Raw genomic sequence first — 26,147 nt, forward strand, 5'->3', positions numbered from 1 at the left:
AAATGAAGACGGTTTCAATATTGGGTTGTACAGGAAGTATTGGGTGTTCGACAGTTGATCTCTTGTTGCAAGATCCCCAGGCGTTCAAAACGGTTGCCTTGATTGGGGGCAAGAATTTTAAAAGACTTGCTGAACAGGCAATTAGGCTTAATGCTGAATATGCTGTTATTGCAGATGATCAATTTTTACCAGAATTGAAAGAATTGCTGAATTCTTTCCCTGTAAAGGTAATGGGAGGGCGTCAGGCTGTCTTGGAAGCGGCAGCTATTCCTGTTGATTGGACAATGGCGGCTATTACTGGTGCCATTGGCTTGGAACCAACTTTGGCCGCCGTTAAAAACGGTCGTTATGTTGCCTTGGCTAACAAAGAGGCCTTGGTTTCAGCTGGAGATGTGATGTTAAAGGCCGTGAAAAAGGCTGGCGCGACATTACTTCCTGTTGATTCCGAGCATAATGCTGTTTTTCAGTCAATGGCGGACAAACAATATAATGCAATTGAAAAAATCATTCTAACCGCCTCTGGTGGGCCATTTCGAAAATTTTCCCTTGAAGAGATGAAAAATGTTTCACTAGATCAGGCTTTAAAACATCCGACATGGACGATGGGTGCCAAGATTACCATTGATTCAGCAACAATGTTTAATAAAGGATTGGAAATTATTGAGGCGGCTAGGTTGTTTTCCGTAAGCGAGAATAAAATTGATGTTTTAATCCACCCCCAATCTATTGTACACAGTATGGTACAATATGAAGATGGAAGTATCTTGGCGCAACTTGGTTCTCCAGATATGAGAATTCCAATTGCTCATACTCTGGCGTGGCCGAAGAGAATGTATTCAAATGTTGAACGATTGAATCTTGCCAAGGCAGGAAAGTTGGATTTTGAAGCACCTGACGAAACAAGATTTCCAGCTTTAAGATTGGCGCGTGAATCCTTGAAAGCTGGTAAATGTGCGCCAACCATTCTATCAGCAGCCAATGAAGTGGCAGTTGATGCATTTCTTCATGAAAAAATTCGTTTTCTCCATATAGCGGTTCTAGTTGAAACCGTCATGCAAAAACTTGGTGCACCGACGGCGAATTCACTAGAAGATGTGTTGCATTGGGATATGGAAGCTCGTCGTTGCGCAAAAGAGTGGCTGAACAATTACAATAACTAATCTAAGAAATATAGGGTAAGACTGGATGCATGCGTTTATAGTAACAATTATCTCTTTCATATTTGTATTAGGAGTGCTTGTATTCATTCATGAACTTGGTCATTATTTGGCTGCACGTTGGCGTGGGGTTCATGTCGACGTATTTTCAATTGGTTTTGGCAAACCGCTATATAAATGGCGTGATAAGGTTGGAACCGAATGGCGATTATGTCCTATTCCGTTGGGTGGTTACGTAAAACCGCATGGATTTGAAGATCCGGAAGATGCCACGGATGAACAAAAAGCAAATTGGATTCCTGGGAAGACATTTCATGCAAAACCTGTAATGGATCGTTCAATCGTTATTTTTGCAGGACCTTTTTTTAATTTTGTTTTAGCCGTGATCCTGTTTGCCGGTGTATTCGCAATTTCAGGTAAACCTTTTATTAAACCAGTGGTGGAAAATATTGTTCCCAATAGTGCTGCCAGCCAAGCTGGTATGAAGCCCAATGATATTATTATTCAAATTGACAGATATAAAAATCCTGATGCTCAATCCCTGGCTTTATTTGCGAAAAAGCATCCGGGAATGATGACAACGGTGATTGTGAAGAGAGAAGGTAAGGAAGTTTCATTGCCGATCACAATTAGTTCAAAATTAATTGACCATAAATCAGTAGGGCAGTTGGGGATTGTCATGGGCAGAATTTTTGTTGAAAAACATCGATTGTCAATCGAAGATTCTGTCGTATATGCATTCCGAGAAACATGGAATATAACCGCTGACACTGTTATTGGACTGGGGCAGATGGTTACCAGACAACGTTCCTTGAGTGAACTGGGCGGACCAATAAAAATAGCCCAGATTTCTGGTCAAGTTGCTGAAAAAGGTTTTGATCAATTAATCTTAATGATGGCAGTCTTATCCATTAATTTAGGCCTTATAAATTTGTTTCCGATTCCAATGTTGGATGGAGGACGGTTATTATTTTATGTTATTGAAGCTGTATATCGTAAACCTGTGCATAAAAAAATTCAGGCATGGGCATTTCAAATCGGTTTCGGATTGATTTTGTTGCTTTTTTTATTTTCAACATATAACGATATATCACAATTAGGTTTGATAAGCTGGTTTACAAGCCACAGTAAATAAATTCTATTCAATTTCTGTAATCAAAAACTTGTAAAAAGGATTAAAAATCGTTACCCCTTTAGTTTAAGAAATAAAATTTGATTTAATTGTTGTATTTCTTGTGATATTGAATTGAATGGATTTGTTTTGGTAATAAAGGGTGGCTGATTTGTCCGGTAAACGTTCGGCGTTGTTTGCTTCTGTATGCATATTTCCTTTTATGTGCGTATCGTTACATGCTCAAACAACAAGTAAAACTTCCTATGCATCTCATCATAAAAAAGCGGATTATCGTCGAAGTTCTATAAAAAAATCCCGTAATAAAAAGCGTTCTGTTGATAATCAAATAACGAAACAGGGCGGCATTATCCAATCAATTGAAGTATATGGAAATGATCGAGTTGAAACCCCGACAGTTCTTTCTTATATGCTGGCTCAACCAGGTGATCCATTTAATAAGGATTTATTGGATCGTTCTTTAAAAACACTTTATGCCACAGGTTTATTCAAAGATATAAGCCTGCATCGTTCCGGCAGTACGTTACAAATCAAGGTTATAGAGAATCCGATTATCAATCGTGTAGCTTATGAGGGTAATTCCAAACTCAAGGATACAGATATTCAAAAATACACTTCCTTGAGGGCGCGTTCTGTTTATTCCCCTTCACTGATTGCTTCTGATCGTCAGCGTATCCTAGCCATGTATGGTGCAAAAGGACGTTATTCAGTAACTGTTACGCCACAAATTATCAACCTGTCTCATAATCGTATTGATGTTGTTTTTAGAATTGATGAGGGTCCTAAAACTTTAATTAAAAAACTTACTTTTGTTGGTAACCATGCATTCAGTGAGGCACGTTTAAGTCAGGTAACCTCTTCAAAAGAAGCTGCGTGGTATCGATTCTTTTCCTCTTCCGATCAGTATAATCCGGAACGTGTCCGTTATGATGCGGAATTGATTCGAAGATTTTATTTACGTAACGGTTATGTCGATTTCAAAATGATCAATGCTACGGGTGAATTATCATCTGACCATAAATCTTTTTACATCACCTATACAATGGAAGAGGGGCCTCAATATCGTCTGGGTAAGGTTGATGCCCGTTCAAATGTTGAAAATGTGACAGCTGAAAAAGTTCAACGGATGATTCCAATACGTAAAGGGCAAATCTATGATGGCAAGGAAATTGATGACTTAGCTAAAGATATTCAGGAGACATTGCAGTCACAGGGGCATCCTTTTGCCGTGGTAAGACCTGAAATTGCGCGTAACCCGGAAAAAAAGATTGTTGATCTGCTTTTTGATGTTATGGAAGGGCCGAGGGTTTATGTTGAGAGAATAGACATTAACGGTAATACGGTGACTCAGGATAAGGTTATCCGTCGTGAGTTGCCTATAGCTGAAAATGATCCTTTTACTGATACAACCGAAAAATATATAAAGCAATCAGTTGAGGATTTGGGATATTTCAAAACTGTCAAAGTAGAAAAAAGTAAAGGTTCCGCTCCTGATAAACGAATGGTTTCTGTAAATGTTCAGGAAAAACCAACAGGTGAATTCTCACTAGGGGGAGGATATTCCACGGATTCCGGTGTGTTGGGAAATATAGGGTTAAGGCAGCGTAATTTCCTTGGAACAGGGGTTGATGCGGGAATTAACGGTACGATGGCCTATTATGCTCGACAAGCTGATTTTTCGATAACAGATCCATATTTTCTGGGTAAAAATATGGTTGCGGGAATTGATATATTCTATCTTGAAAATAATTATCAGACTTATCAGAACTATGCCGAAAACAGGTATGGCGCAACTTTCCGTATCGGATACGCGTTTAATAACGTTCTGTCACAGCAATGGACATATTCGATTATGGAAAGAAGGGTTCATGATATTTGGAGCCACTCATCTTTCTATATTCTTGATCAAAAAGGCTATTCATTCTTGTCGCAAATTGGTACGACGATTACTTATGACACGAGAGATTCGAGAATGAATCCTCACAGTGGAACCTTGGTTCGCCTGGGTGGAGATTTTGCTGGTGTCGGTGGTGACACGAAATATGTTCGCGGTAAAATTGATGCTGCCCAGTATTTCCCCCTGGATGATTTTACCGGTAATCGTGATTGGACATTGAGTATCAGTGGTGGTGCAGGGTATATAAGCGATATTTCAGGACATAATCATAGAAGCGTTATTGATAACTTTTATCTTGGTGGTAACAATTTGCGTGGTTTCTATGATGGTGGAGTTGGACCAAGAACCCATCCAATCAGTCATGTGGTTGAGGGTAAATCCCATGGTGAAGAAGATTTCCTGGGAGGTCGTTTCATGTACACGGCTTCAGCACAAATTAATTTTCCCATGCCCGCTTCACGTGATCTGGGTTTAATGGGTCGTTATTTTGTGGATATGGGTGCTTTGGGAGGAATGCGTGTCAAACGCCGTTATACCAATAAAGCGACTGATGGAGATCGTTATACACCGATTTGGGGAAATTCAATGACACCGCGTGTAAGTACTGGTGCTGGTATCTCATGGAAAAGTCCTTTCGGTATGTTGAATGTTGATGTTGGTATACCTATTGTCAAACAGAGACGTGACCGGGTACAACTATTAAGGTTTGGTTTTGGACAACAGTTTTAAGGATTTATAATGGCAAAAAATTTAAAGCTTTTTTTGGCAGTGACAGGGTTAATGATTATTCCTTCATTTTCTGGATTTAATAATTCTGTCCATGCCGCAGACGAGAATAATGGATGGTTCATTCCTAAAGGGAGCCAGACAAAACCTGTTATCAATACGTCAAAAACAGTAAAGCATTCCACTGCTAATGTTAGTAAAGCTGTACCGGTTGCTTCTGTTCCTGACACGGATGATTCCGATGAAACCGATATGCAGAATCAAAATCAGCCTGTTTTGCCATTACCACCAATTCCGACACCAGCCCCTATTGCAAAATCCAATCCACCACCACAGGCTGTAATTGGGGTAATCAGTGTTCCGGATGTTATGCGTCAATCAACCGCTTATCTTGAAGCCTCAAAATTATTGGAAGCTCGTAGGGACAATTTGCAACAGGATGTTCAAAAAGAACAAAAAGTTTGGCGTTCGGAACAGCAGCAAATTCAGGCAAAAGCTAGAACAATGACTTCTGAACAAATTCAATCGCGTGCACGTCAGTTACAGGCACGTGTTTTAAAGGCACAAAAGGATTTTCGCAATCGAAGCAGAATTATTCAAGAGGCGGCACAAGTTTCTTTTGGACAGATTGAACGTGAATTGATTCAGATTATTCAGAATGTGGCTTCCAGTCATAATATGAATTTGGTACTACATCGTGAACAAGTCGCATTAAGCGTTAATGAGCTTGATATTACAAATGATGTTTTAAAAGAGCTTAATAAAAATCTACCATCTGTTTTTGTGCCTGCGGCAAATGTCGATCCTGAAGAATTGGCAAAAAGTGGAACAATGCCAACAACAGCGAATCCTGAACCTCAAAAATCTCAGACCAAAGCGGTTGAACCAAAGAAAACAACCAAATAATTAATAAAATCAGGTGTTATTATAAAGTGAATCTGAATACGATTAATAATTGTCCTGGTGATTCTCGTTTTTTTAAAAAGTCTGCGCCTATTGCCTTGGAACAGATTATTGGGACTTCTGAAGCCAAATTTGTTCCAGCATACAATGGTCGAGATAAATCTTTTGATTTAATGGGAATTGCACCTTTGCAATCAGCCACGCAAAATGAGGTTAGTTTTCTTGATAATAAACGATATATTGACTTGCTATCTCAAACAAAAGCCGGATTAATAATTGTTTCACCTGCTTTTGCAGATAAAATACCCCATCATTCTCATGCATTGGTAACAAAAAACCCGTATTTGGAATGGGCGAGAATAGCATCTTTGTTTTATCCTAAAAGTTCGGTTCAAGCCGGTATTCATTCTTCTGCCTGTATTGACTCAACTGCCCAGATTGATGATGAAGTTGAAATCCAGGAATTTGTAGTGATAAAGGCAAACGTGAAAATTGGAAAGGGTTCAATTATTGGGTCACATACTGTCATTGAACAGGGTGTGGAAATTGGTGAAAACTGTCGAATTGGAAGTCATGTTTCTTTGAGCTGTGCAATTTTGGGGAATAGAATTACATTATATCCAGGAGTTAGGATAGGACAGGATGGATTTGGTTTTGCCATTAGTGAACATGGTTTTTTAAGTGTGCCTCAAATTGGTAAAGTTATCCTGAAAGACGATGTTGAAATTGGTTCTAACTCAACAATTGATCGGGGATCGGTAAGAGATACGGTTATTGGTGAGGGATCGAGAATAGATAATCTAGTTCAAATCGGACATAATGTCCAAATGGGAAAATGCTGCATTGTGGTAGCCCAGGCTGGAATATCCGGCTCGACCCGATTGGAGGATTTCGTTACAATTGCTGCACAGGCAGGTTTGATTGGACATATCCATATTGGGGAACATGCCCGAATAGGTGCACAATGTGGAGTAATGTCGGATATTGATGCTAAATCTGATGTAATTGGTAGTCCGGCAATGCCTTTTCGAGAGTTTTTCAGAAATGTTGCTTTTTTAAGGCGTCTTGTTAAGTCGTCTTCAAAAGAAAAAGAATGAACATTCTTGTTTTGCAATAATAATTAATTTTTTCGTTCTTATAATGGTTTGAAAACGTGAATAAAAATCTAGAAAATTCTACAGTTCAATCAGATACAATAAATAGTGAAATCGATATATCTGTTATTGATATCGAGGGAATAATGAAGGCTATTCCACATCGATATCCATTTTTGCTTATTGATCGTGTAGTCGATGTAAAATTGGGAAGCTCTGCAACAGGGATTAAGAATGTTACGGTAAATGATCAGTTTTTTATTGGGCATTTTCCGGGACATCCTGTTATGCCTGGTGTTTTAATAATTGAAGCTATGGCTCAGACAGCAGCGGTTTTGGTCGTAAAAACACTTGGAAGTGAATTCGAAGGTAAACTCGTATATTTTATGACTGTGGATAGCGCGAAATTCAGAAAGCCGGTTGTTCCAGGGGATCAATTGCATATTCATGTGGAAAAAGAACGTAACCGTGCAAATGTCTGGAAATTTCGCGGTATAGCAAAAGTTAATGGAGTTTCAGTGGCTGAGGCAATTTTCAGTGCCATGATTGTTGGCTAAAAATTCATTTATGGAAATATTTAAAATATAAACTTAATTTTATCATAATTATAAGTATTGAGTTGTTTTAAAGTTTTTTAAGGGGATGGAGGAAACTCTGACAAAAAATATACAAAAAAATCGTTCCTCTCGTGATTGTTATATCCATCCATCGGCAATTGTGTCTGAAAAAGCTAAGTTGGGACAGGGAATACATATTGGTCCATGGTGTATTGTTGGTGATGATGTTGTTGTTGAAGATGGTGCAAAACTTATAGCAAATGTCATTGTCGAGGGAAAAACTGTTTTGGGTAAAGATTCAGTCTATTATCCATTCTCTACAATTGGTCTGGCCCCGCAAGATTTGAAATATAAAGGTGAGTTGACAAGCTGTATCATTGGTGCCCGTACCATTGTTCGGGAACAAGTGACAATTCATCGCGGAACAGCTATCGGAAATGGGGTGACCCGCGTAGGTTCCGATTGTCTGATAATGGTTAACTCTCATATTGCACATGATTGCTATTTAGGAGATAGAGTGATCATTGTGAACAATGTTGTCCTAGGGGGGCATGTTCACATAGATGATGATGCCCGAATTATGGGATGTGCAGCTATTCATCAATTCGTAAGAATTGGTAGAGGGGCCTTGGTAGGGGGTGTAACAGGAGTTGAATCTGATGTCATACCCTACGGTAGTGTAATAGGTAATCGGGCCCGTTTGGTGGGAATGCATTGGATTTGGCTGAAACGAAATGGGGTTAAAAATCAGGAGTTGCATGCTTTAAGAGGCGTTTATCGAATTCTTTTCCCGAAAGAAAATGAACAAGAAATGGTTTTTGATGAACGGTTGAAATTAGTGCACGAAAAATATGGACATATTGAGCGTGTAAAGGAAATACTGGATTTTATTCAGAATCCGAGCCGACGTGGATTGGTTAAAGTTGGACGCATGATTTCCTCTTCTGAAAATGATGATTAAATATTAGATGGATAAAAACCGACAACAGCCTGTTTTAGGTATCTTGGCAGGAGGAGGACCTTTGCCAGGAAAGGTTGCAGAAGCTGCAAAGAAAAAAGGATATTCTATTTTTATTGTGGCTTTTAAGGATTTTGCAGAACCTCATATTGTCAGCTCTTGGCCACATGAATATGTAAGATTAGCCGCTGCAGGACATATTCTAAATATTTTACGCCAGAATAATTGTAAAGAACTTGTCTTGATTGGACCAGTGAAACGACCATCGTTTTTTGATCTTCGTCCAGACCCGGAAGGGGTAAGAATATTAGGAAAAATAGGTAAGGCCCTTTTTGCTGGAGATGATGGATTGCTTGCCTCCCTTGTTCGTGTGCTAAATGAGGAAGGGTTTACGGTACGAGGAGCTCATGAATTTTTACAGCCTGTATATGAGGGAATTTTAGGAGATGTTATTCCAGATAAATTGGCTTTACAGGATATTGCTAAAGGAATTAAAATTAATAAAGTTATAGGAGAGCTTGATATTGGACAGGCTTGTATTGTTCAAAATGAATTGGTTATTGCTGTAGAAGCCATGGAAGGAACTGATGCCATGTTAAAACGGGCGAAAGACTGTCAGCAACCAGGTTTGGGCGGCATTTTGATCAAACAGGTCAAACCGAATCAGGAACGAAAAGCCGATATGCCAACCATTGGTCCAAAAACGGTATATAATGCCCATTATTCCGGATTAAGAGGTATCGCCTTCGAGGCAGAGGGAACGTTATTAATCCACAAAGACGAAATGGTTGCAATTGCAAATCAAAAAGGCCTGTTTCTGTTAAGCTATAATCCTGTGACATTTGAACAAAAATATTTGCGTAAGGAAAATTGAATGTCAATGTTTTTACATACAATGCTTCGGGTTTTCGATCTTGACAAGTCCATTTCATTTTATAAAACACTGGGGCTTCATGAAGTGCGTCGTAAGGATGTGCCAGAGGGTAAGTATACATTGGTTTATATGGCCTATCAAGGTAATGACAAAGGTGGGGCAGAACTCGAACTGACCTATAATTGGGGAAGTGAAACGCCCTATAATGTGGGAACAGGATTTGGTCATCTTGCTTTTGGTGTTGATGATGTTACCCAATTGGTTGAGAAAATTAGACAATCGGGTGGCAAAATTACTCGTGAACCAGGACCCGTTAAATTTGGGAAAACATTCATAGCTTTTGTGGAGGATCCAGACGGTTACAAAATTGAACTCATTCAAAATAATTAGAATAAATTATCAATCTTTTTTGTGGAATTTAGATAATCAGAAGTTTTTTCAATAGAACTGGCGATTGATTCTGCTGATTGAATAATTTTTTTATCAGCAGACTTATTGAGGATGATGCGATCGGCCTGTAATAAGGCTGGTGATAACAAGCCCTTAACATCATGTCTTAAAAGTGAAAGTTGTCGATAATGATTGTTTTTAACTTTATATATTTGCGATTGAAACAAGAAATTCATTAGAAAAAGAGTTGCACAAAAAATCAGGCAACCAGATAGCAAAATCAGCTTTATATCTAAATTGTATTTATAGAGTAACATTAAAATTAAATAAACCAAAACGCCTTCAAGCAAATAGACAACATAATTTAATAAATTTTTGCATAAATGGAATTGATTTTTATGAAATGTCATTTTCAAGCATTATATATATTGAGTAATTCTCTTAAAATATCATAAAAAACATTTTATGGCTATTGAGTTTGATTGACGATTTCCCATAATCAGATTATAAACAGCTTTTTAAGAGTTATTATTCTGTTGACCTTTGATGGCTTATTCTGGAATAAATACAATTTGCAATATTTTTAAGGAGAAATTTCGTGAAGCGTACCTATCAACCTTCCAAAATTGTTCGTAAACATCGCCACGGTTTTCGTGCACGTATGGCTACTGTTGGCGGTCGCAAGGTTATTTCAAGTCGTAGGGCCAAAGGTCGTAAACGTCTTTCTGCGTAAGATCTGCTTTGTCAGAACGACTTTTTAGAAAGATAAGGTTACAAAGGGTTCAGTCAATTCAATCAGATTTTAAGCTTTTACACTTGAAAAAAAGAGTGCACTTTTTGAAAGTGGCTGCTCAAGGGCAAAAAATCCCTACATCCAGTTTGGTATTACAATTCTTGAACAGGCATGATAATCAACCGGGAAGGGTAGGGTTTACCGTGACAAAAAAGGTAGGAAACGCGGTTGTACGAAACCGTATAAAACGCCGATTGCGAGCCGTGATTTATCAAGCTGGAAAAGAAATATGTCTATGTGGGGTTGATTTGGTTCTAATAGGACGTAACAAAACTTTTTCAAAACCTTATCCCCATATCGTCCACGATTTTTACCATGCTTTAAAGAAGGCTGGCATGAAATTTGATGCGTAAATGAAAAAATTGCTTATTCATTCAATTGATTTTTATCGGTTGTGTATAAGCCCATTTTTGGGACATAATTGTCGTTTTAATCCAAGTTGTAGTGAATATATGAAGATAGCTATAGAACAACATGGTGTTGTAAAGGGCATTTTATTTGGTGGATGGCGCATTTTGCGATGTAACCCTTGGAATGCGGGTGGAAATGACCCTGTTCCTCCAAAAAAAACAAGTTATTAGTTTTCTAAAACAAAGAATGATTGGCTGGCTTTGAATGGATAATAAGCGCTTTTTTCTGGCGACTTTACTTTCTGTTTTAATTCTTTTTGCATTTGAATATTTTACGCCTCAAACGTCTTCAGTGCATGAAAATGAAAAACAGGTGACTCAACAAACTGGAACCGGACAGTCCCAGTCCAATATTCCTCATGAAATTAAAACAATAGCAAAAGTGACTGGTCCTGAAGTGAGAATTCCTTTTGAGGCAAACGCTGTAAAAGGATCAATCAATCTTCGGGGTGCTGTTTTCGATGATTTGGTTTTAAAAAACTATCATGAAACGGTTAAAGCTGATTCACCATTGGTTAGAGTCCTTGACAAGGCAGATAGTAAAGAACCCAATTATATTGAAACAGGTTGGTTTAATACGGATAATACGTCTGTTAAATTTCCTGATTCAACTTCTGTATGGAAGGCGGATGAAGAAAAATTAACTCCTGGCCATCCTTTAACCCTGACTTGGGATAATGGTGCAGGAATTGAATTCCAGAAAATTATTTCACTTGATAAGGAATATCTTTTTCATATTGAGCAAAAGGTTAAAAATAAATCAAGTCAACCTGTTCATTTTGTTTTTTATGGACGTGTTAATCGTGGATATGCACCAAAAGAGGTTGGTGGATATTTAATGCATGAAGGGCCATTAGGAATTATAAATGATCGTCTGGAACAAAATTCCTATAAATATCTGCGGGAAAATTCCAAAGGGGAACATCATATTGCCTGGAGTCAGAACAGTAAAGGGGGCTGGGCGGGTATAACCGATAAATACTGGTTAAATGCCATTGTTCCACAACAGGACAAGAATGTAACAGTTCATTATGGATTTGTTCCAGAAGATCATGCGAATAATTCAGGAGATTCAGAAAATCAAAAAGGGACATACCAGGTTGGTTTCACTTCACAACAGCCAATTTCTGTAGGACCTGGTGAGGTTGTCGTAACGGATGGAAATGTATTTTCTGGCGCGAAAGAACTTCACCTTCTTAACCGCTATGAAAAAGAATATCATATTCCCAATTTCTGGAAATCTGTTGATTTCGGGTGGTTTTCATTTCTTACCTATCCAATTTTTATCGTTCTGGATTGGTTAAATGGTTTATGGGGTAATTTCGGTCTTGCTTTATTAACATTTACCTTGATTGTAAAACTTGTTTTTTATCCTTTGGCTTCAAAACAATTTCATTCGATGGGCAAGATGAAAGAATTGCAGCCAAAAATGAAAGAAATTCGTGAACGCTATAAAGGCGACCAGACACAGATGAATCAGCAGATGATGCTATTGTACAAGGAGCAGGGGGTAAATCCTGCCAGTGGTTGTTTGCCGATGTTAATTCAGATTCCGATTTTCTGGTGTTTGTATAAGGATTTGTACGTCACAATTGAAATGCGCCATGCGCCGTTTTTTGGATGGATTCATGATTTGTCAGCCCCGGATCCAACGAATATACTGAATTTATTTGGTCTTATTCCTTTTGATCCTTCTGTTATTTCACCTTTGTTGCATGTCGGTATCTGGCCTTTGTTATTTGGGACAACAATGTTCTTGCAGCAAAAATTGAATCCTGCCGTAATTGATCCTGTCCAGAAGAAAATGTTTCAATTGATGCCAGCTATTTTTACGGTTGTACTGGCTACGCAACCTGTTGGATTGGTAATTTATTATAGTTGGAACAACCTGTTAACAGCAATTCAGCAGCTTGTTATTCAAAAACATATGGCAATCAAGGAAAAACAAGCCATTTCTAAATCAAAAAAAGGATAGGTAGCCATGTTTTCAAAAAATGGCATATCCACTCATCAAAATAATGAAAATGCCCAGTTTATTGAAGCTGGGCGGCTTCTTTTTTCTCGAGAAGCAAAATTTTTCTTTGGTGCACAACGGTTAAATCAGCTTGAACCCTCCTTATTACCGGAAGTTGCTTTTGCCGGACGTTCAAATGTAGGTAAATCGAGCTTGATTAATGCGTTAACAGGGCAAAAAACGCTGGCAAGAGCTTCTTCAGAGCCAGGAAGAACTCAACAATTGAATTTTTTCAATATTGGTGGTTGTTTGGTCTTTGTTGATATGCCAGGCTATGGCTATGCCAAGGCCTCTCAATCCGTTAAAAAAGATTGGCAAAAGATGATGTTTTCCTTTTTAAGGGGAAGACCAACGCTTTTAAGGGTTATGCTTTTGCTTGACGCTCGTATAGAGCTAAAAGAAAGTGATCATCAGATTATGAATTTATTGGATAGAGCGGCTGTTACATTTCAGATTGTAATGACAAAATGTGATGGTTTGAGCTCGGTTCAATTTTCACAAAAAGAACAAGAGATAAAGGACTTGATTGCAAAACATACTGCTGCCTATCCTTATATACGTTTTACAAGCAGTCAAAAAAATATAGGTATTCAAGAACTTCGGGCTGATTTGGCTCAGCTTATCTAAGAGAATCATCAGGATTTAACTATTATGGGTAATCATCAATCGTTAGAGTCAGTTAAGGAAGCTGCCAAAGAGGCGCATGAACAAGCCAAGACGCTTGCAAGAGCCCTGCCATATTTAAGACGCTATACGGGTGATACGATTGTTATCAAATATGGTGGTCATGCCATGGTTGACAATCACTTGTCAAACGATTTCGGTCATGATATTGCGCTTTTGAAACAGGTTGGAATCAATCCAATAATTGTTCATGGGGGAGGTCCCCAAATAAATCAAATGCTGAAGCGGATGGAAATTGAATCGAATTTCATTGATGGTTTGCGTATTACGAGTGAGGCTATAATTGATGTGATTGAAATGGTTCTGGCCGGGACAGTCAACAAGCAGGTTGCGACCCTCATTAATCAGGCTGGCGCTTTGGCAGTGGGTATATCAGGTAAGGACGGCGGCTTAATTGAGGCGCACAAGCTTGTTAAACATGTCTGGGATGAAACTCTCAAATGTGAGAAAACAATTGACCTGGGACTGGTTGGTGAACCTGTTCATATTGATCCTAGGGTTTTATATGCTTTATCTGGTTCTGGACTAATTCCTGTTGTTGCACCTATTGGAACCGATAAACAGGGGCAAACCTATAATATTAATGCCGATATTGCCGCAGGGTCAATTGCCGGGGCAGTCAGGGCATCAAGATTATTTATGTTAACTGATGTACCGGGTGTCTTGGATAAAGATGGAAATCTTATTTCTGAATTAACGGAAGAAGAAGCCAAGGAAGCAATAGCATCAGGAATTATAACAGGTGGAATGATTCCAAAGATTGAAACATGTCTAGAGGCAGTTAAAGCTGGCGCCCAAGCTGCAGTAATTATGGATGGACGAGTACCACATGCCTGTTTACTGGAATTATTTACTGAGGGTGGATCAGGGACCTTAATTCGTTCTGGTAAAGTATTATAATATAAATTATTTTATTATTTGATAAGGGAAAAAATTTATGACAGATATAGATGCCTTGCAAAATGAAATTGATAAATTATGGGAAAATCGGGCCCAATTATCGCCCACAACACAGGGAGTTGCAAGGGAAACGGTCGATCAAGTATTAAATTTTCTTGATATTGGCAAGTTACGGGTTGCAACACAAGCCGATCAAAAATGGACAATACATGAATGGATTAAAAAGGCGGTACTCTTGTCTTTTCGTCTTTACGATAATCATGCGATGAAAAGTGAAATTGGTATTGCCGCTTATGATAAAGTTTCATTAAAATTCAACAACTGGGGGGATGCCGATTTTGCCAAAGCCGGTTTTCGTGCTGTTCCAGGATCAATTGTACGTCGTTCAGCCTATATTGCTTCAAATGTTGTTTTGATGCCAAGTTTTGTCAATGTGGGTGCATATGTGGATAGTGGAACCATGATTGACACTTGGGTAACGGTTGGGAGCTGTGCACAAATCGGTAAAAACTGTCATATCAGTGGTGGTGTGGGTATTGGTGGAGTATTGGAACCCCTACAGGCTGCTCCAGTCATTATTGAAGATGATTGTTTTATCGGGGCCCGCTGTGAAGTGGCAGAGGGAGTTATTGTTGAAAAAGGCAGTGTTCTTTCAATGGGTGTATTTTTAGGTGCGTCAACGAAAGTAATTGATCGTAATACCGGAGAAGTGTTCATGGGACGGGTACCAGCTTATTCAGTTGTTGTTCCCGGAACCCTTCCGCCTAAAAAAGCGGTAAGTGAAGACGGCAATACTTTACCTGGATTGGCTTGCGCGGTTATTATCAAACGTGTAGATGAAAGGACACGCTCAAAAACTTCAATCAATGAGCTGTTAAGAAGTTAAATACTGAAAAAGATTGGTTCCATTTAATATGCACGATCCCGTAAAGCTATTGCAAGATCTGATTCGTTGTCCGTCAGTTACACCACAAGATCTTGGAGCGCAGGATATTTTAAAAACAAGACTGAAAAAAATTGGTTTTGAAATATATGATTTGCCTTATGGTGAAAGTAATGACAACGTTTTGAATTTTTTTGCGCGTTACGGGACAGGAAAGCCACATTTATGTTTTGCTGGTCATACAGATGTTGTTCCTGCGGGAAATAATGATTGGCAACATAATCCTTTTCAAGGCGTTATTGAAGATAATATCATTTACGGACGTGGTGCCTGTGATATGAAAGGTGGCATTGCTGCATTTGTAACAGCGGTTGAAAATTTCCTATCTCTTCAAGCTAATTTTACTGGGTCATTAAGTTTTTTGATTACAGGAGATGAAGAAGGGCCCGGTGTTAATGGTACTGTTAAAGTACTTGAGTGGATGAAGGAAAAAAAACATATTCCTGATTTTTGTCTGGTGGGTGAACCAACATCAGCACAGGAGTTGGGCGATGTAATTAAAATTGGGCGTCGGGGTAGTTTGAATGCGGTTATTACTGTTGAAGGTATCCAAGGGCATGTCGCCTATCCTCATCTTGCAGATAATCCAATTCATAAATTGATAGAAATATTATCCTCTTTAACAACATTATCTTTAGACAAGGGGAATAAATGGTTTCAGCCTTCATCTGTTCAAGTGACATCTATTGATGTAGGGAATAAAACGACAAATTTAATTCCTGCCACTGCGACGGCGCGGTTAAATATTCGTTTTAATCATTTACATAATGGGAATTCTTTAATAGGCTGGATTGAAACTCAAGCCAGACGTGTTGCAGAACATTGTAAAATAGATATAGTTGTATCTGGTGAGGCATTTTTGACAGAACCAGGAAATGAAGTGCAGGCAATTCGTTTGGCAATTGAAGAAATATCATCTGTTAAACCACGTCTGGATACAGGGGGGGGAACCTCCGATGCTCGGTTTATTTCAAATTATTGTAATGTTGCTGAATTTGGTCTTGTCGGGCAGACTATGCATAAAGTGAATGAAGCTGTACCCATTGAAGATTTAAAAAAATTAAGTTCAATTTACACACAGTTTTTGAAAAATTATTTCCTATGACACTTAATTCAAATAATCAAAAGAAATCTTCTGATTCAAAGCTCAAAGATATTTTCAAGGGGATGCTTGCTCTGGGTGGTGGTAAGGAAGAAGGGATAAATTTGTTTCCCTCTTCAACAGATGGAGTGTTAAGTGCTCTGGCACCATGGATAGCATTATTGGTGGTCATTGATGGTTTTAATATATTAAGTGTTGTTCAGGCAAAAAAAGCATATTTATTTATTTTTACCATATCATTATTTTTATATAAATTATGTACAGTATTACTTATACCGATTTTGATTCATTCTTTTTCCGTCCTTTGGCATAAGGAAAGATTTTGGAAAAGAACAGTTTCAAGTTATTGTTGGTGTCAATGGATGCCAATTTTAGATTTGATTATAGGTATGATGATTGTATCGTTACCTGGTTTTACGCCATCAATTATATTGGGCTTTATGGCGGTTTTAATGATTTTATATCTGGCTTACATGATCTGGATATCATGGATGACAATTAAAGTGGGATTACAGATTAACAATAAACAATCTCTAATCGTTGTTATCAGTTTGTTTTTTTCTGAAGTAATATTGTTGTTTGTTTTGTCAATTTGTAACAGTGATACACTGGTCAGACTATCACATGAATTGTCAGCTGTTCACTGAAAAGGGTCATCCGGATAGGTTATTTCCTTGAGGAATAAACCTGTTGCAGGAGCTTTGATTCCTGCCAATTTTCTATCTCTACCCTGTAAAATTGCATAGGCCTGTTTTATTGGCCAATATCCGTCTCCAATCATTTTAAGGGTTCCTACCATATTACGTACTTGATGATGTAAAAATGAACGGGCCTGTGTTTCAAAATAAATTTTATCATCAATTTGATAAACGTTAAATTTGTCTAAAATACGGATTGGTGATTTTGCCTGACATGCAGTAGCTCTGAATGATGTAAAATCATGGCTTCCCAATAAGGTTTGAGCAGCTTCGTTCATAGCATCAACATTTAATTTCTTTCGTACATGCCATACATGATTAATATCCAAAGCAGGACGGCTCTGACGGTTGAGAATGACATAAATATATTTTCGTTTTATTGCAGAAAAACGTGCATTCCATTCTGCATCAACCAGCCCTGATTGCAAGATTGTAACGGCATGAGGTTTCATATAGTAATTTAAGCCATCGCGAATTTTTTTGGCTGTTAAGGGTATATGTGCCGGAAAATCAAGATGGGCCACTTGTCCCAAGGCATGAACACCGGCATCTGTCCGACCGGCGGTAATGCTGGCTATTTTAAATTGACCGTTGCATAGTTTGCAGGCAGCCTCTTCTAATATTTGCTGAACAGAAAGGCCGTTATCCTGCCGTTGCCATCCAACAAGACCTGTACCATCATATTCGATTTTGACGGCCCATCTCTGTATGGTAAAATTCATTAGACAAGTTTTGTATTCAATTTGAGATGATAACCTTTGAGAAATTCATTGATTGGCATTTTTTTCTTTCCAGTCAATTGTAATTCCAGAATTTTAAGAACCTGATTTTCACCACATGCCACATAAAAATCAGGATGTATAATTGTTCCAGATTCTGCCATGCTTGATTGAGAGCTGAGCTCAGCTTTAAGAATCTTAAGTAATTTTCCTTCTAGAAAGCAGAATGTCCCAGGCCAGGGTGTCAAGGCACGAATTTGTCGATCAATAGATTCAGCTGATTGATTCCAATCAATTTTGCCATCCTCTTTTGTCAATTGCCTAGCGTAGGTTGCGAGCCCTGATAATTGTGGAACTGGTTTTGAATTTGGATTTTCTGTCAATTCTGAAAGGGTTTCAAGTATGAGTTCACCCCCTAATTGCGCAAGTTGATCGTGAAGAATTTGAGTTGTCGTTTTTTTTGTAATTGGTATAGACTTTTCAATATAAACGGCTCCTGTGTCAAGACCTTTGTCCATCTGCATTATGCTGACACCTGATTTTTGATCACCTGACCAGATTGCCGTCTGAATGGGCGAGGCTCCTCGCCAGCGTGGAAGAAGACTTGCATGGATATTGATACAGCCTAATTTAGGTAGTGTAAGTATTTCCTCAGGTAGAATAAGTCCGTAAGCTGCAACTATAGCTATATCAGGATTAAAAGAGGCGAACTGTTCAAATTCTCTTGGCTGGTTTTTTAATTTGATTGGTGAAAAGACGGGAATATGCAATTGCTCGGCAATATTTTGCACGGCACAGGGGGTCATTTTCCTCCCCCTGCCAGCAGGGCGGGGAGGTTGACAATATACGGCAACAATTTCATGTCCGGCTTGATAAAGTGCCTGTAAAGCGGGAACAGCAAAATCCGGTGTTCCCATGAAGACAATACGCATCCTAGCTTCTCGTATATATAATTAGCGGTGTCTTTTTTGCTCTTTGATAATTTTACGCATAATAATGTTACGTTTAAGGCTTGAAATATGATCCACAAACAATATTCCATCAAGATGATCTGTTTCATGTTGAATACAACGTGCAAGCAATCCATCAGCCTCCATTTCTTGGCGACTTCCATTAATATCCATATAGCTGATTTTAATTTTTTCAGGGCGAATTACATCGGAATATTGATCTGGAAAAGACAGGCAACCTTCTTTATAACTTTCCAATTCTTCTGATTTCTCAATAATTTCAGGATTTAAAATGACAATTTTTTCTGACTGATTATTCTGCATGAGATCAATAACGAAAAATCTCAGCCCAATTCCAACCTGAGGAGCAGCCAAACCGATACCACCTGCCTTGTACATGGTTTCAAACATCATGGGTAAAAGTTCTTTTACGTCTTTCAAATCCTCTTTTACAACGATTTTGGTTTTTTTACGTAAAAAAGGGTTGGTTGCAAGTAAAACAGGTCTTGTTTCAATATCGTCATTCATTTTCTAAATTTGTGCCATAGTTTAAATTATTCTATCATTGTCTATATAAAGATTTAATATATTAATACAATATTTTGTTATGGTGCGAAATCTAATTTTAAAAGATATAATACTTGTAGTCCTTGGCGATTATTCCATATAATAAAATAGACAGGTGCCATTTTGGGCCTAGTTATATGTCTCGCTTCAATATATTAAAGGAGGGGGCTTTCATGTCAGGAAGGCTTTTTACATCGCCTATGTTCCTGGGCTTTGATCATTTGGAACAGATTTTAGAACGAGCGGCAAAATCGACTTCTGATGGTTATCCGCCCTATAATATAGAACAAATTGGATCTTCCAGTTTACGGATTACCTTGGCTGTAGCTGGTTTCATGATGGAAGATTTGCAAATAACGCAGGAAGATAATCAGCTGGTCATTCGTGGCAGGCAGCTTGAAGATAATGAAGAGCGTGTATTTCTTTACCGAGGAATTGCGGCAAGGCAATTTCAAAGAGCTTTTATTTTGGCTGAGGGTATCAAGGTTGAACGAGCATGGCTGGATAATGGTTTGCTTCATATTGATATTATCCGGCCCAAACCGGAGACAAGAATCCGCCATATTGAAATAGTACAAAATTCCAATGCAAGGCGTAAATCATATAATAAAGTTATGTCACAGAAAGTTGGCACATCAGATGCCTATCGCTCTGGTGCGATACGAAGTTTGCAACTTACAGAAAAAGAATGATATTATATTGAAAGATGCAGGATTATCTTGCCATCTGTTTTTAAAGGAGGTCTTGATCAATTATGAAGGATTTCGACATCAAGGAAAAATCTAAATTAATTGCGACCAAAGAAGGTAGTGACGTTGTTGATGTTCGTCATTTAACAGACAATCAGCTAAAAGCCTTGGGTGTGTCCCAATTGGCTTACGTAAAGGAAATCACGATCAATGGTGAACAGGCATTTGCCATTCATGCGGCTGATGGGACACCTATGGCAGTGACGGACAATGCCAAGACAGCATATGCTGCGATCTTGCAGCAGGAAATGATGCCTATCATGGTTCATTAATTGATAATAACAAGATAATATTTAGTATAAAAAACAGGGATTTATCCCTGTTTTTTTGTTCAAGATATCATTCCTGAATCCAGTAGAATTATCCTATCTTCATTTTGCTTATATATGACATTGATACGGTTATTATCCAGATTTTTAAACATCAATACCGGTCTTTCAGATAAATCTAGAACCATGATGGCATCTTGAAGCGATAATGTATCTATATGAGTCGTTTTTTTATCAATGATTTTTACATCTTTTTGAAACTCCACCGATGTTTCCAAGGGGATATCATTATCAATAATATATTGGTTACCTTCGAATAATTCATGGGCAGAAGGGGCATGATCTCTTTTTGTAATCAACCGTCCCTTATATTTTTTCAGTCTGTTATGTAAATGTTCAAGGGCAATATTAAAAGATTCTTGTACATTATCTGCATTTCCCTCTCCACGTAATGAAAGGGATCGAGAAGCATGGATATGTATCTGACAATGATAATCGGATGGGGATTTGTTAAATGTTACTGAACAATCAACGATATTTTTAAAATATTTTTGCGTGATTTCTTGAAGATTTTGATTAATCTTGTTTCTAAACCAATCAGGAATATCAATTTTATTACCAAAGATGGAAATATCCATTACGGTTCTCCCTTAGTTATATTCCTTACTATTCTAGTATCTAATTTTTCAAAATTAAAGCTTTATCAACGCGTGGGTGGTAATTGTTCTATCATTTTGGTTAACGGTAAGATCTATAGTTAACTTTTAACCGTTAAGGTGAATTATAATGTGAATTTTTCCCCCAAATAAACTCTACGTACATCTTCATGAGCGACCACTTCTTCAGGACGTCCTTCCATAAGAAGCTGGCCACTGTTCATGATATATGCCCTATCAATAATTTCCAGGGTTTCTCTTACATTATGATCCGTAATTAACACACCAATTTCACGATCTTTGAGATGGGAAACAAGATCACGAATTTCTCCGACAGCAATTGGATCAATTCCAGCTAAGGGCTCATCCAGAAGAATGTAATTCGGATCGCTGGCAAGCGCTCGGGCGATTTCCAAACGGCGTCTTTCTCCACCAGATAGGGAAAGGGAGGGGGAATGTCGTAAATGTGAAATTCCGAATTCCGCCAATAATCCATCAAGCGTTTCATGTCTTTTATCGGCATTGGATTCAACAACTTCCAGAACTGCCATAATATTTTGTTCTACATTCAACCCCCTAAATATACTTGCCTCTTGAGGCAGATAACCAATGCCAAGTCTTGCTCGCCGATACATTGGCAATTTGGTAATATCTGTGTTATCAAGGCGAATTGATCCTGTATCTGGCTGAACTAACCCAACAATCATATAAAAACTTGTAGTCTTGCCAGCACCATTTGGGCCCAAAAGACCGACAGCTTCTCCTCGATGAACGCGTAATGACACGTTTTTGACAACCTGTCGTTTTTTATAGGTTTTTCCTATGTTGTCTGCAAATAGCCCTTCATTATCAGGTAAATTTTTGGTTGATGATGTATTATTGGAAGCAGATTCGGTTTCAGGCATGGAATTTGAAACTCACTTATAAAAATTAAAAACTATTTTTTATCGCTTGGTTGATTATTTTGATTTGCTTGGTTTGGAACGACCAGTCCCTGGACTCTTTGACCAGGCATTTCTGTCATGTGAGCAATACCGGTATGCATGTTGATAATGGCAGCATGACCATTTAGCTGGTTTTGGCCTCTTGTGATATGAACATTGCCCACGATGCGGGCGATTCCTGTATTGGGAACATAAACACCGCGGTCTCCACGAACAGTTTCAGATTGGGTTCGCACGACGACGTTACCAAATGCGTTGACTTTTTCCAACTTTCCGGATTTGGTAAGGTCATCAGATTTCTTACTGTCAGTCACGTTATTTTTTTGTTCAGGTTTTTTTTGATCATCAGGGCTGCTATAGCCAACCAGTACATCCGCATTGATTTGTCGACCATCCTTGATATTAATTACGGTTGCATCACCCCGACCAACTGACATTCTGGTTTGGGAGTGATATTCCATGGCATCTTTTGCGGTCATGACATTTTGAGGGGTGGTTAATTTCATATGTTTACCCGTTAAAACCAGGGTTGCCTGATCAATATCATAAACTGCTTTATCTCCCCAGGCCTGATCGGTATTCGTATAAATATGAACATGACCATAAGCGTACAGACGATATATTTCATTTGAACCTGAATCGCTTTGAGTTATATCACCGCTTTTTTGTTGAGAATTGGGGTTTTGGGAGGACTTTGATTCTGTATCGCCAGCTTTTTTTCGATAATAGGCGATAAGTCTGTCTGCTGTGACCGTTACATTTTCACGAACTGCCTTGGCTTGAGTATAGGCGGTCACTTTTTTGGCGTTTTGATCCCAGTCAAATCCTCCAAGAGCTGTAACCGTAATCTGTCCACCATGTGATAGATCAATACTTTGAGCATGGACAGTATGGATGTTGAAAAAGCCATAAAAGATACTAGAAATGGCGAAAGGTAATAAATTGCGTTTATTCATCAATTTTATTCCGATGATTTAGCTTGAGTAAGATTGGAGGAATTATTTTTTTTATCATCATTCAAGACCAATCGGCCTGGTCCTTTAAATTGGGCAATCCCGGTATGCAAGTCAAGGAAATAGGTTTGGGCATCCAAGATGCCAAATGGTCCTTCAGCATGAATCCAGTTGTTGCCAGTCACAACAGAGGACTTTAAAGCAACGTCTGCCATATCGCTATACATGAAAACACCATCATTTCGGTATAAAACAACATGTTTAATCAATTCTAAATCCTGCTCATGCTGTGTATAATTTCCCTTGTCTGCCGTGACCATCATCCAAACATTGTCCTGCAATAAAATATCAGCTTTTGGATTGCCTAGATGGATAAGATTGCTATTGTTAGATTTCTGAACAACTTTTTCAGATGTTATGGTATAGGGTCGATTATGTGTATCCAAGCCATGAAAAGTAGCGTCAATCATGGTTCCACTTTCAATCTTGATACGGGAAAGCTGTTTCATCACTTCCTTGTTGGTATGCAAAGCCCGATCAATCTCCGGCCAGACAGCAATGGAACTTAACAAAACAAGGGCTGTAATTGGTAGGCCCCATTTAACCCACTTCATAATGGTGTTCCGACGTTCCATTTCCGCGGGTTTAGGAATATGCCGTCTTTCAATGATATTTTGTGATCTATGACTTAAATATTTTTCCTTGTCCTGAAAATCGGTTCTTTCAATTTTGTTTTTTGAACTAGATTCTTCATTTGGTTGACTGTTTGTTGACATATTCATGCAATGCCCGCTCGTAAAAGGTCATGAATGTGCAAAACCCCTATTGGATGATTTCTGGAATCCACGACAAATAAACAGGTAATGGGATGATTATCATTATTCATGAGTTTCAGCGCTTCAGCAGCCAGCATATCGGATTTAATGGTAAGAGGCGAGGGATTCATGATTTCTTGAGTTGTCAATTTTCTTATATCCTTGTTGAATGCTCGCCTTAGATCGCCATCTGTTATCAGCCCGATCAGCCTCCCATTTTCAGAAATAATACCAATGCAACCCAGGGCTTTTTGAGTCATTTCCATGATTGCATCGGTGATAGGCATCCTTGAATGCCCCAAGGGGATATCCTTGTCTGTGTGCATTAAATCTTCAACAATCTTAAGTCTGCTGCCCAATCTACCACCAGGATGATAAATACCGAAATCTGATGCGGTGAAGTGCCTCATTTTCAATAATGTTATTGCCAGGGCATCTCCTATTGCCAGTTGCATTAACGTGCTGGTCGTTGGTGCCAAACCCAGTGGGCATGCCTCCCTTGAATGGGGAAGTGAGAGAATTATGCTGGAATTTTTTGCCAAGGTCGATTGTGGATTGGTTGTTATGCTAATCAATGGGATGCTGAATCGTTTTGCATGAATAATTATATTGAATAATTCCTGGGTTTCACCAGAAGCGGATACAGCCAGAATGATGTCATCTTTTTGAATCATTCCCAGATCTCCATGGGAAGCCTCAGAAGGATGAACAAAGAGAGATGGTGTACCAGTGGAGGCCAGTGTTGATTGAATTTTTTTTGCAATATGCCCAGATTTGCCAATTCCGGTTAATACCACCCGACCATTAATTTCAGATATGAGATTGGCGGTTTCCAGGAAAGATTGAGTAAGTTCGGTTTTGTCTCGAAGTGCATTAATCAAATCCAGGATGCCATTAGATTCTATAGATAGAGCTTCAAGAGCTGTATCAATCTCTGATGAGGCAATTTTGGTCATTTCAATGCACTTGATTAAATTTAATTATTATTAAAACAGATATAATAATATATATAGAGTTTCAAAATGAAATGAAACTGTTAAATTCTTAACCGCGATGATCGAATATATCAGGATCTAGATATCCGAGCTGATCCAGGGTGGCTCTTGTTGGTAAAAATGAAAAACAGGATTCTGCAATTTCCAAACGGTTTTCCCTGATTAATAAAACTTTCAAGATTTCCCACAATTGATGAAGATAAAGAACATCTGCAGCTGCATAGGTCAATTGTTCAATGTTCAGGGTTGGTGAACCCCAATCTGAAGTTTGTTGCTGTTTACTTAATTCAATATCAAGTAATTCTCTGCATAGAACAGCCAGTCCGTGTTTATCCGTAAAAGTTCTGACCAATTTAGCTGCAATTTTTGTACAAATTACGGATTTCATACTTATTTGAAAGGTTTTTTGTAATATCCCGACATCAAATCGGGCAAAGTGCATTAATTTTGCAATGGAGAGATCAGTAAGTAATTTTTTTAGATTGGGGCAGGAATTGAACCCTTTACCACCAAGCCGTTCGGGTACAAACTGGACAATATGAACCTGTCCATCCCCTTTGCTTAACTGAATCAAACAAAGCCGGTCTCGATCATGATTTAATCCCATGGTCTCAGTGTCAATTGCGACTATTTTTCCAAGATCTAGTCCGGAAGGTATGTCATGCTGGTAAAGATGAATATGATCGGGAATTTGTTTATTGTTGTTTTTCATAACTTGTCCAAGTGTTTATTAAATTTTAGCAAGAAAAATGAATTTACTTATAATTTCACATTTCCAAGATCACATAAAATTTGCCAATGTTTTGAACTGATTGGCATTACTGACAATCTGGATTGTTTAATAAGTGCTATATCTTCCAGTTCAGGAATGGATTTGATTTTTTTTAGGGTAATGGGTACAGGTACCGAACATATTGTCTCTACATCAACACAAAACCATTTATGTTCTGTATCGGTCGGATCGGGATAGGCCTCTTTATCAATTCTGACAATACCAACAATTTCCTTACCTTCATTGGAATGGTAGAAAAAAGCCAGATCATTTTTTTTCATTAATTGTAGATTTTTTTTTGCCTGATGATTTCTCACCCCTGTCCAGGGTTCGATTTTGTTTTTCAATTGTTCCTGCCATGAAAAAGCAGAAGGTTCCGATTTAATTAACCAATAATTTGTCATATTTATAAAACATTTATTTTTATACCTATTGTATTATTATCACATATTTTGAAAATTTGAATTAAAATTCAGTCAATCTCAAACGGATGAAATTTATTATAACTCTTTAAAAATATGTAAAA

Annotated in this window: 31 protein-coding genes; 20 read left to right on the forward strand and 11 right to left on the reverse strand. The window is 38.2% G+C overall.

Annotated features, from left to right (window positions below):
• Positions 1-2: 2 nt before the first annotated feature.
• The 9 genes from dxr to gloA all read left to right on the forward strand — a co-directional run bounded on the left by dxr (position 3) and on the right by gloA (position 9,688).
• Complete coding sequence (gene dxr, locus H3R33_RS02770) at positions 3-1,160, forward strand: 1-deoxy-D-xylulose-5-phosphate reductoisomerase (protein WP_198185237.1); 1,158 nt, start codon at positions 3-5, stop codon at positions 1,158-1,160.
• A gap of 25 nt (positions 1,161-1,185) precedes the next feature.
• On the forward strand, positions 1,186-2,292 hold the full coding sequence (gene rseP / locus H3R33_RS02775; RefSeq protein ID WP_198185238.1) for an RIP metalloprotease RseP: 1,107 nt from the start codon (positions 1,186-1,188) through the stop codon (positions 2,290-2,292).
• A gap of 199 nt (positions 2,293-2,491) precedes the next feature.
• The gene (gene bamA, locus H3R33_RS02780; RefSeq protein WP_198185367.1) at positions 2,492-4,915 is read left to right on the forward strand and encodes an outer membrane protein assembly factor BamA; all 2,424 of its coding nucleotides are present in this window, start codon (positions 2,492-2,494) and stop codon (positions 4,913-4,915) included.
• Positions 4,916-4,924: 9 nt separating this feature from the next.
• Positions 4,925-5,818: an OmpH family outer membrane protein gene (locus H3R33_RS02785; protein WP_232342192.1), complete on the forward strand. Its 894-nt coding sequence runs from the start codon at positions 4,925-4,927 to the stop codon at positions 5,816-5,818.
• A gap of 26 nt (positions 5,819-5,844) precedes the next feature.
• A complete protein-coding gene (gene lpxD, locus H3R33_RS02790; protein WP_110438150.1) occupies positions 5,845-6,912 on the forward strand; it encodes a UDP-3-O-(3-hydroxymyristoyl)glucosamine N-acyltransferase in 1,068 nt (355 codons plus the stop codon).
• A gap of 98 nt (positions 6,913-7,010) precedes the next feature.
• Positions 7,011-7,466, forward strand: a complete 456-nt coding sequence (gene fabZ / locus H3R33_RS02795) for a 3-hydroxyacyl-ACP dehydratase FabZ (protein WP_347400847.1) — start codon at positions 7,011-7,013, stop codon at positions 7,464-7,466.
• Positions 7,467-7,551: 85 nt separating this feature from the next.
• A complete protein-coding gene (gene lpxA / locus H3R33_RS02800) occupies positions 7,552-8,427 on the forward strand; it encodes an acyl-ACP--UDP-N-acetylglucosamine O-acyltransferase (protein ID WP_198185239.1) in 876 nt (291 codons plus the stop codon).
• A 7-nt stretch (positions 8,428-8,434) separates the two neighbouring features.
• The gene (locus H3R33_RS02805) at positions 8,435-9,298 is read left to right on the forward strand and encodes an LpxI family protein (protein ID WP_155569347.1); all 864 of its coding nucleotides are present in this window, start codon (positions 8,435-8,437) and stop codon (positions 9,296-9,298) included.
• Positions 9,299-9,688, forward strand: a complete 390-nt coding sequence (gene gloA / locus H3R33_RS02810) for a lactoylglutathione lyase (RefSeq protein WP_198185240.1) — start codon at positions 9,299-9,301, stop codon at positions 9,686-9,688.
• Here gloA and H3R33_RS02815 read toward each other — a convergent pair.
• Positions 9,685-9,915, reverse strand: a complete 231-nt coding sequence (locus tag H3R33_RS02815; protein WP_155565578.1) for a hypothetical protein — start codon at positions 9,913-9,915, stop codon at positions 9,685-9,687. The genes gloA and H3R33_RS02815 overlap by 4 nt on opposite strands.
• A gap of 371 nt (positions 9,916-10,286) precedes the next feature.
• Here H3R33_RS02815 and rpmH point away from each other — a divergent pair, with 371 nt between their 5' ends.
• Genes rpmH through H3R33_RS02860 form a run of 9 tightly spaced genes read left to right on the forward strand, consistent with a single transcriptional unit; the run spans position 10,287 to position 17,181 of the window.
• A complete protein-coding gene (rpmH, locus tag H3R33_RS02820) occupies positions 10,287-10,421 on the forward strand; it encodes a 50S ribosomal protein L34 (RefSeq protein ID WP_110438144.1) in 135 nt (44 codons plus the stop codon).
• A gap of 56 nt (positions 10,422-10,477) precedes the next feature.
• Complete coding sequence (gene rnpA / locus H3R33_RS02825; RefSeq protein WP_198185369.1) at positions 10,478-10,834, forward strand: ribonuclease P protein component; 357 nt, start codon at positions 10,478-10,480, stop codon at positions 10,832-10,834.
• Positions 10,835-11,062 carry a membrane protein insertion efficiency factor YidD gene (gene yidD / locus H3R33_RS02830; protein ID WP_155565576.1) on the forward strand — a complete coding sequence of 76 codons (228 nt, stop codon included), beginning with the start codon at positions 10,835-10,837 and terminating at the stop codon, positions 11,060-11,062.
• A 34-nt stretch (positions 11,063-11,096) separates the two neighbouring features.
• Positions 11,097-12,866: a membrane protein insertase YidC gene (gene yidC / locus H3R33_RS02835; protein WP_198185241.1), complete on the forward strand. Its 1,770-nt coding sequence runs from the start codon at positions 11,097-11,099 to the stop codon at positions 12,864-12,866.
• A gap of 6 nt (positions 12,867-12,872) precedes the next feature.
• Positions 12,873-13,532: a ribosome biogenesis GTP-binding protein YihA/YsxC gene (gene yihA / locus H3R33_RS02840; RefSeq protein ID WP_198185242.1), complete on the forward strand. Its 660-nt coding sequence runs from the start codon at positions 12,873-12,875 to the stop codon at positions 13,530-13,532.
• Between the two features lie 24 nt (positions 13,533-13,556).
• Entirely contained in the window at positions 13,557-14,489 is a 933-nt protein-coding gene (gene argB / locus H3R33_RS02845; protein ID WP_155568211.1) for an acetylglutamate kinase, read from the forward strand.
• A 37-nt stretch (positions 14,490-14,526) separates the two neighbouring features.
• Positions 14,527-15,375, forward strand: coding sequence for a 2,3,4,5-tetrahydropyridine-2,6-dicarboxylate N-succinyltransferase (gene dapD / locus H3R33_RS02850; RefSeq protein ID WP_198185243.1), 849 nt, complete (start codon positions 14,527-14,529; stop codon positions 15,373-15,375).
• Between the two features lie 28 nt (positions 15,376-15,403).
• Complete coding sequence (gene dapE, locus H3R33_RS02855; protein ID WP_198185244.1) at positions 15,404-16,537, forward strand: succinyl-diaminopimelate desuccinylase; 1,134 nt, start codon at positions 15,404-15,406, stop codon at positions 16,535-16,537.
• The gene (locus H3R33_RS02860) at positions 16,534-17,181 is read left to right on the forward strand and encodes a hypothetical protein (RefSeq protein ID WP_110438137.1); all 648 of its coding nucleotides are present in this window, start codon (positions 16,534-16,536) and stop codon (positions 17,179-17,181) included. The genes dapE and H3R33_RS02860 overlap by 4 nt, the downstream gene beginning before the upstream one ends.
• Here H3R33_RS02860 and truA read toward each other — a convergent pair.
• From truA to def, 3 genes are read right to left on the reverse strand one after another with little or no spacing between them, the layout of a single operon-like run.
• Positions 17,175-17,954, reverse strand: coding sequence for a tRNA pseudouridine(38-40) synthase TruA (truA, locus tag H3R33_RS02865; protein ID WP_110438136.1), 780 nt, complete (start codon positions 17,952-17,954; stop codon positions 17,175-17,177). The two genes, H3R33_RS02860 and truA, sit on opposite strands and share 7 nt — an antisense overlap.
• A complete protein-coding gene (gene fmt, locus H3R33_RS02870; RefSeq protein ID WP_155568208.1) occupies positions 17,954-18,883 on the reverse strand; it encodes a methionyl-tRNA formyltransferase in 930 nt (309 codons plus the stop codon). The genes truA and fmt overlap by 1 nt, the downstream gene beginning before the upstream one ends.
• A gap of 21 nt (positions 18,884-18,904) precedes the next feature.
• On the reverse strand, positions 18,905-19,429 hold the full coding sequence (gene def, locus H3R33_RS02875; RefSeq protein ID WP_198185245.1) for a peptide deformylase: 525 nt from the start codon (positions 19,427-19,429) through the stop codon (positions 18,905-18,907).
• A gap of 212 nt (positions 19,430-19,641) precedes the next feature.
• On the opposite strand from def, the gene H3R33_RS02880 reads away from it, so the two are divergent.
• Both H3R33_RS02880 and H3R33_RS02885 read left to right on the forward strand, forming a co-directional pair.
• Positions 19,642-20,160 (forward strand): Hsp20 family protein, encoded by a 519-nt coding sequence (locus H3R33_RS02880; protein ID WP_122123698.1) that lies wholly within the window; start codon positions 19,642-19,644, stop codon positions 20,158-20,160.
• 62 nt (positions 20,161-20,222) lie between these two features.
• Positions 20,223-20,489, forward strand: a complete 267-nt coding sequence (locus tag H3R33_RS02885) for a DUF1150 family protein (protein WP_110438132.1) — start codon at positions 20,223-20,225, stop codon at positions 20,487-20,489.
• Between the two features lie 59 nt (positions 20,490-20,548).
• On the opposite strand, the gene hpf is transcribed toward H3R33_RS02885, so the two are convergent.
• From hpf to H3R33_RS02920, 7 genes are all read right to left on the reverse strand, one after another.
• Positions 20,549-21,124 (reverse strand): ribosome hibernation-promoting factor, HPF/YfiA family, encoded by a 576-nt coding sequence (gene hpf / locus H3R33_RS02890; RefSeq protein ID WP_155568206.1) that lies wholly within the window; start codon positions 21,122-21,124, stop codon positions 20,549-20,551.
• 143 nt (positions 21,125-21,267) lie between these two features.
• Positions 21,268-22,047 carry an LPS export ABC transporter ATP-binding protein gene (gene lptB / locus H3R33_RS02895; RefSeq protein WP_122123696.1) on the reverse strand — a complete coding sequence of 260 codons (780 nt, stop codon included), beginning with the start codon at positions 22,045-22,047 and terminating at the stop codon, positions 21,268-21,270.
• A gap of 32 nt (positions 22,048-22,079) precedes the next feature.
• Positions 22,080-23,042 (reverse strand): LptA/OstA family protein, encoded by a 963-nt coding sequence (locus H3R33_RS02900; RefSeq protein ID WP_198185246.1) that lies wholly within the window; start codon positions 23,040-23,042, stop codon positions 22,080-22,082.
• A gap of 5 nt (positions 23,043-23,047) precedes the next feature.
• The gene (lptC, locus tag H3R33_RS02905; protein ID WP_232342193.1) at positions 23,048-23,821 is read right to left on the reverse strand and encodes an LPS export ABC transporter periplasmic protein LptC; all 774 of its coding nucleotides are present in this window, start codon (positions 23,819-23,821) and stop codon (positions 23,048-23,050) included.
• On the reverse strand, positions 23,818-24,810 hold the full coding sequence (locus tag H3R33_RS02910) for an SIS domain-containing protein (RefSeq protein WP_198185247.1): 993 nt from the start codon (positions 24,808-24,810) through the stop codon (positions 23,818-23,820). The genes lptC and H3R33_RS02910 overlap by 4 nt, the downstream gene beginning before the upstream one ends.
• A gap of 88 nt (positions 24,811-24,898) precedes the next feature.
• Entirely contained in the window at positions 24,899-25,561 is a 663-nt protein-coding gene (locus tag H3R33_RS02915; RefSeq protein ID WP_198185248.1) for a ribonuclease D, read from the reverse strand.
• A gap of 47 nt (positions 25,562-25,608) precedes the next feature.
• Positions 25,609-26,025 (reverse strand): EVE domain-containing protein, encoded by a 417-nt coding sequence (locus H3R33_RS02920; protein ID WP_198185249.1) that lies wholly within the window; start codon positions 26,023-26,025, stop codon positions 25,609-25,611.
• Positions 26,026-26,147: the final 122 nt, after the last annotated feature.

It is taken from the genome of Commensalibacter sp. B14384M2, assembly GCF_016101865.1.
GTDB classification, from domain to species: Bacteria; Pseudomonadota; Alphaproteobacteria; order Acetobacterales; family Acetobacteraceae; genus Commensalibacter; species Commensalibacter melissae.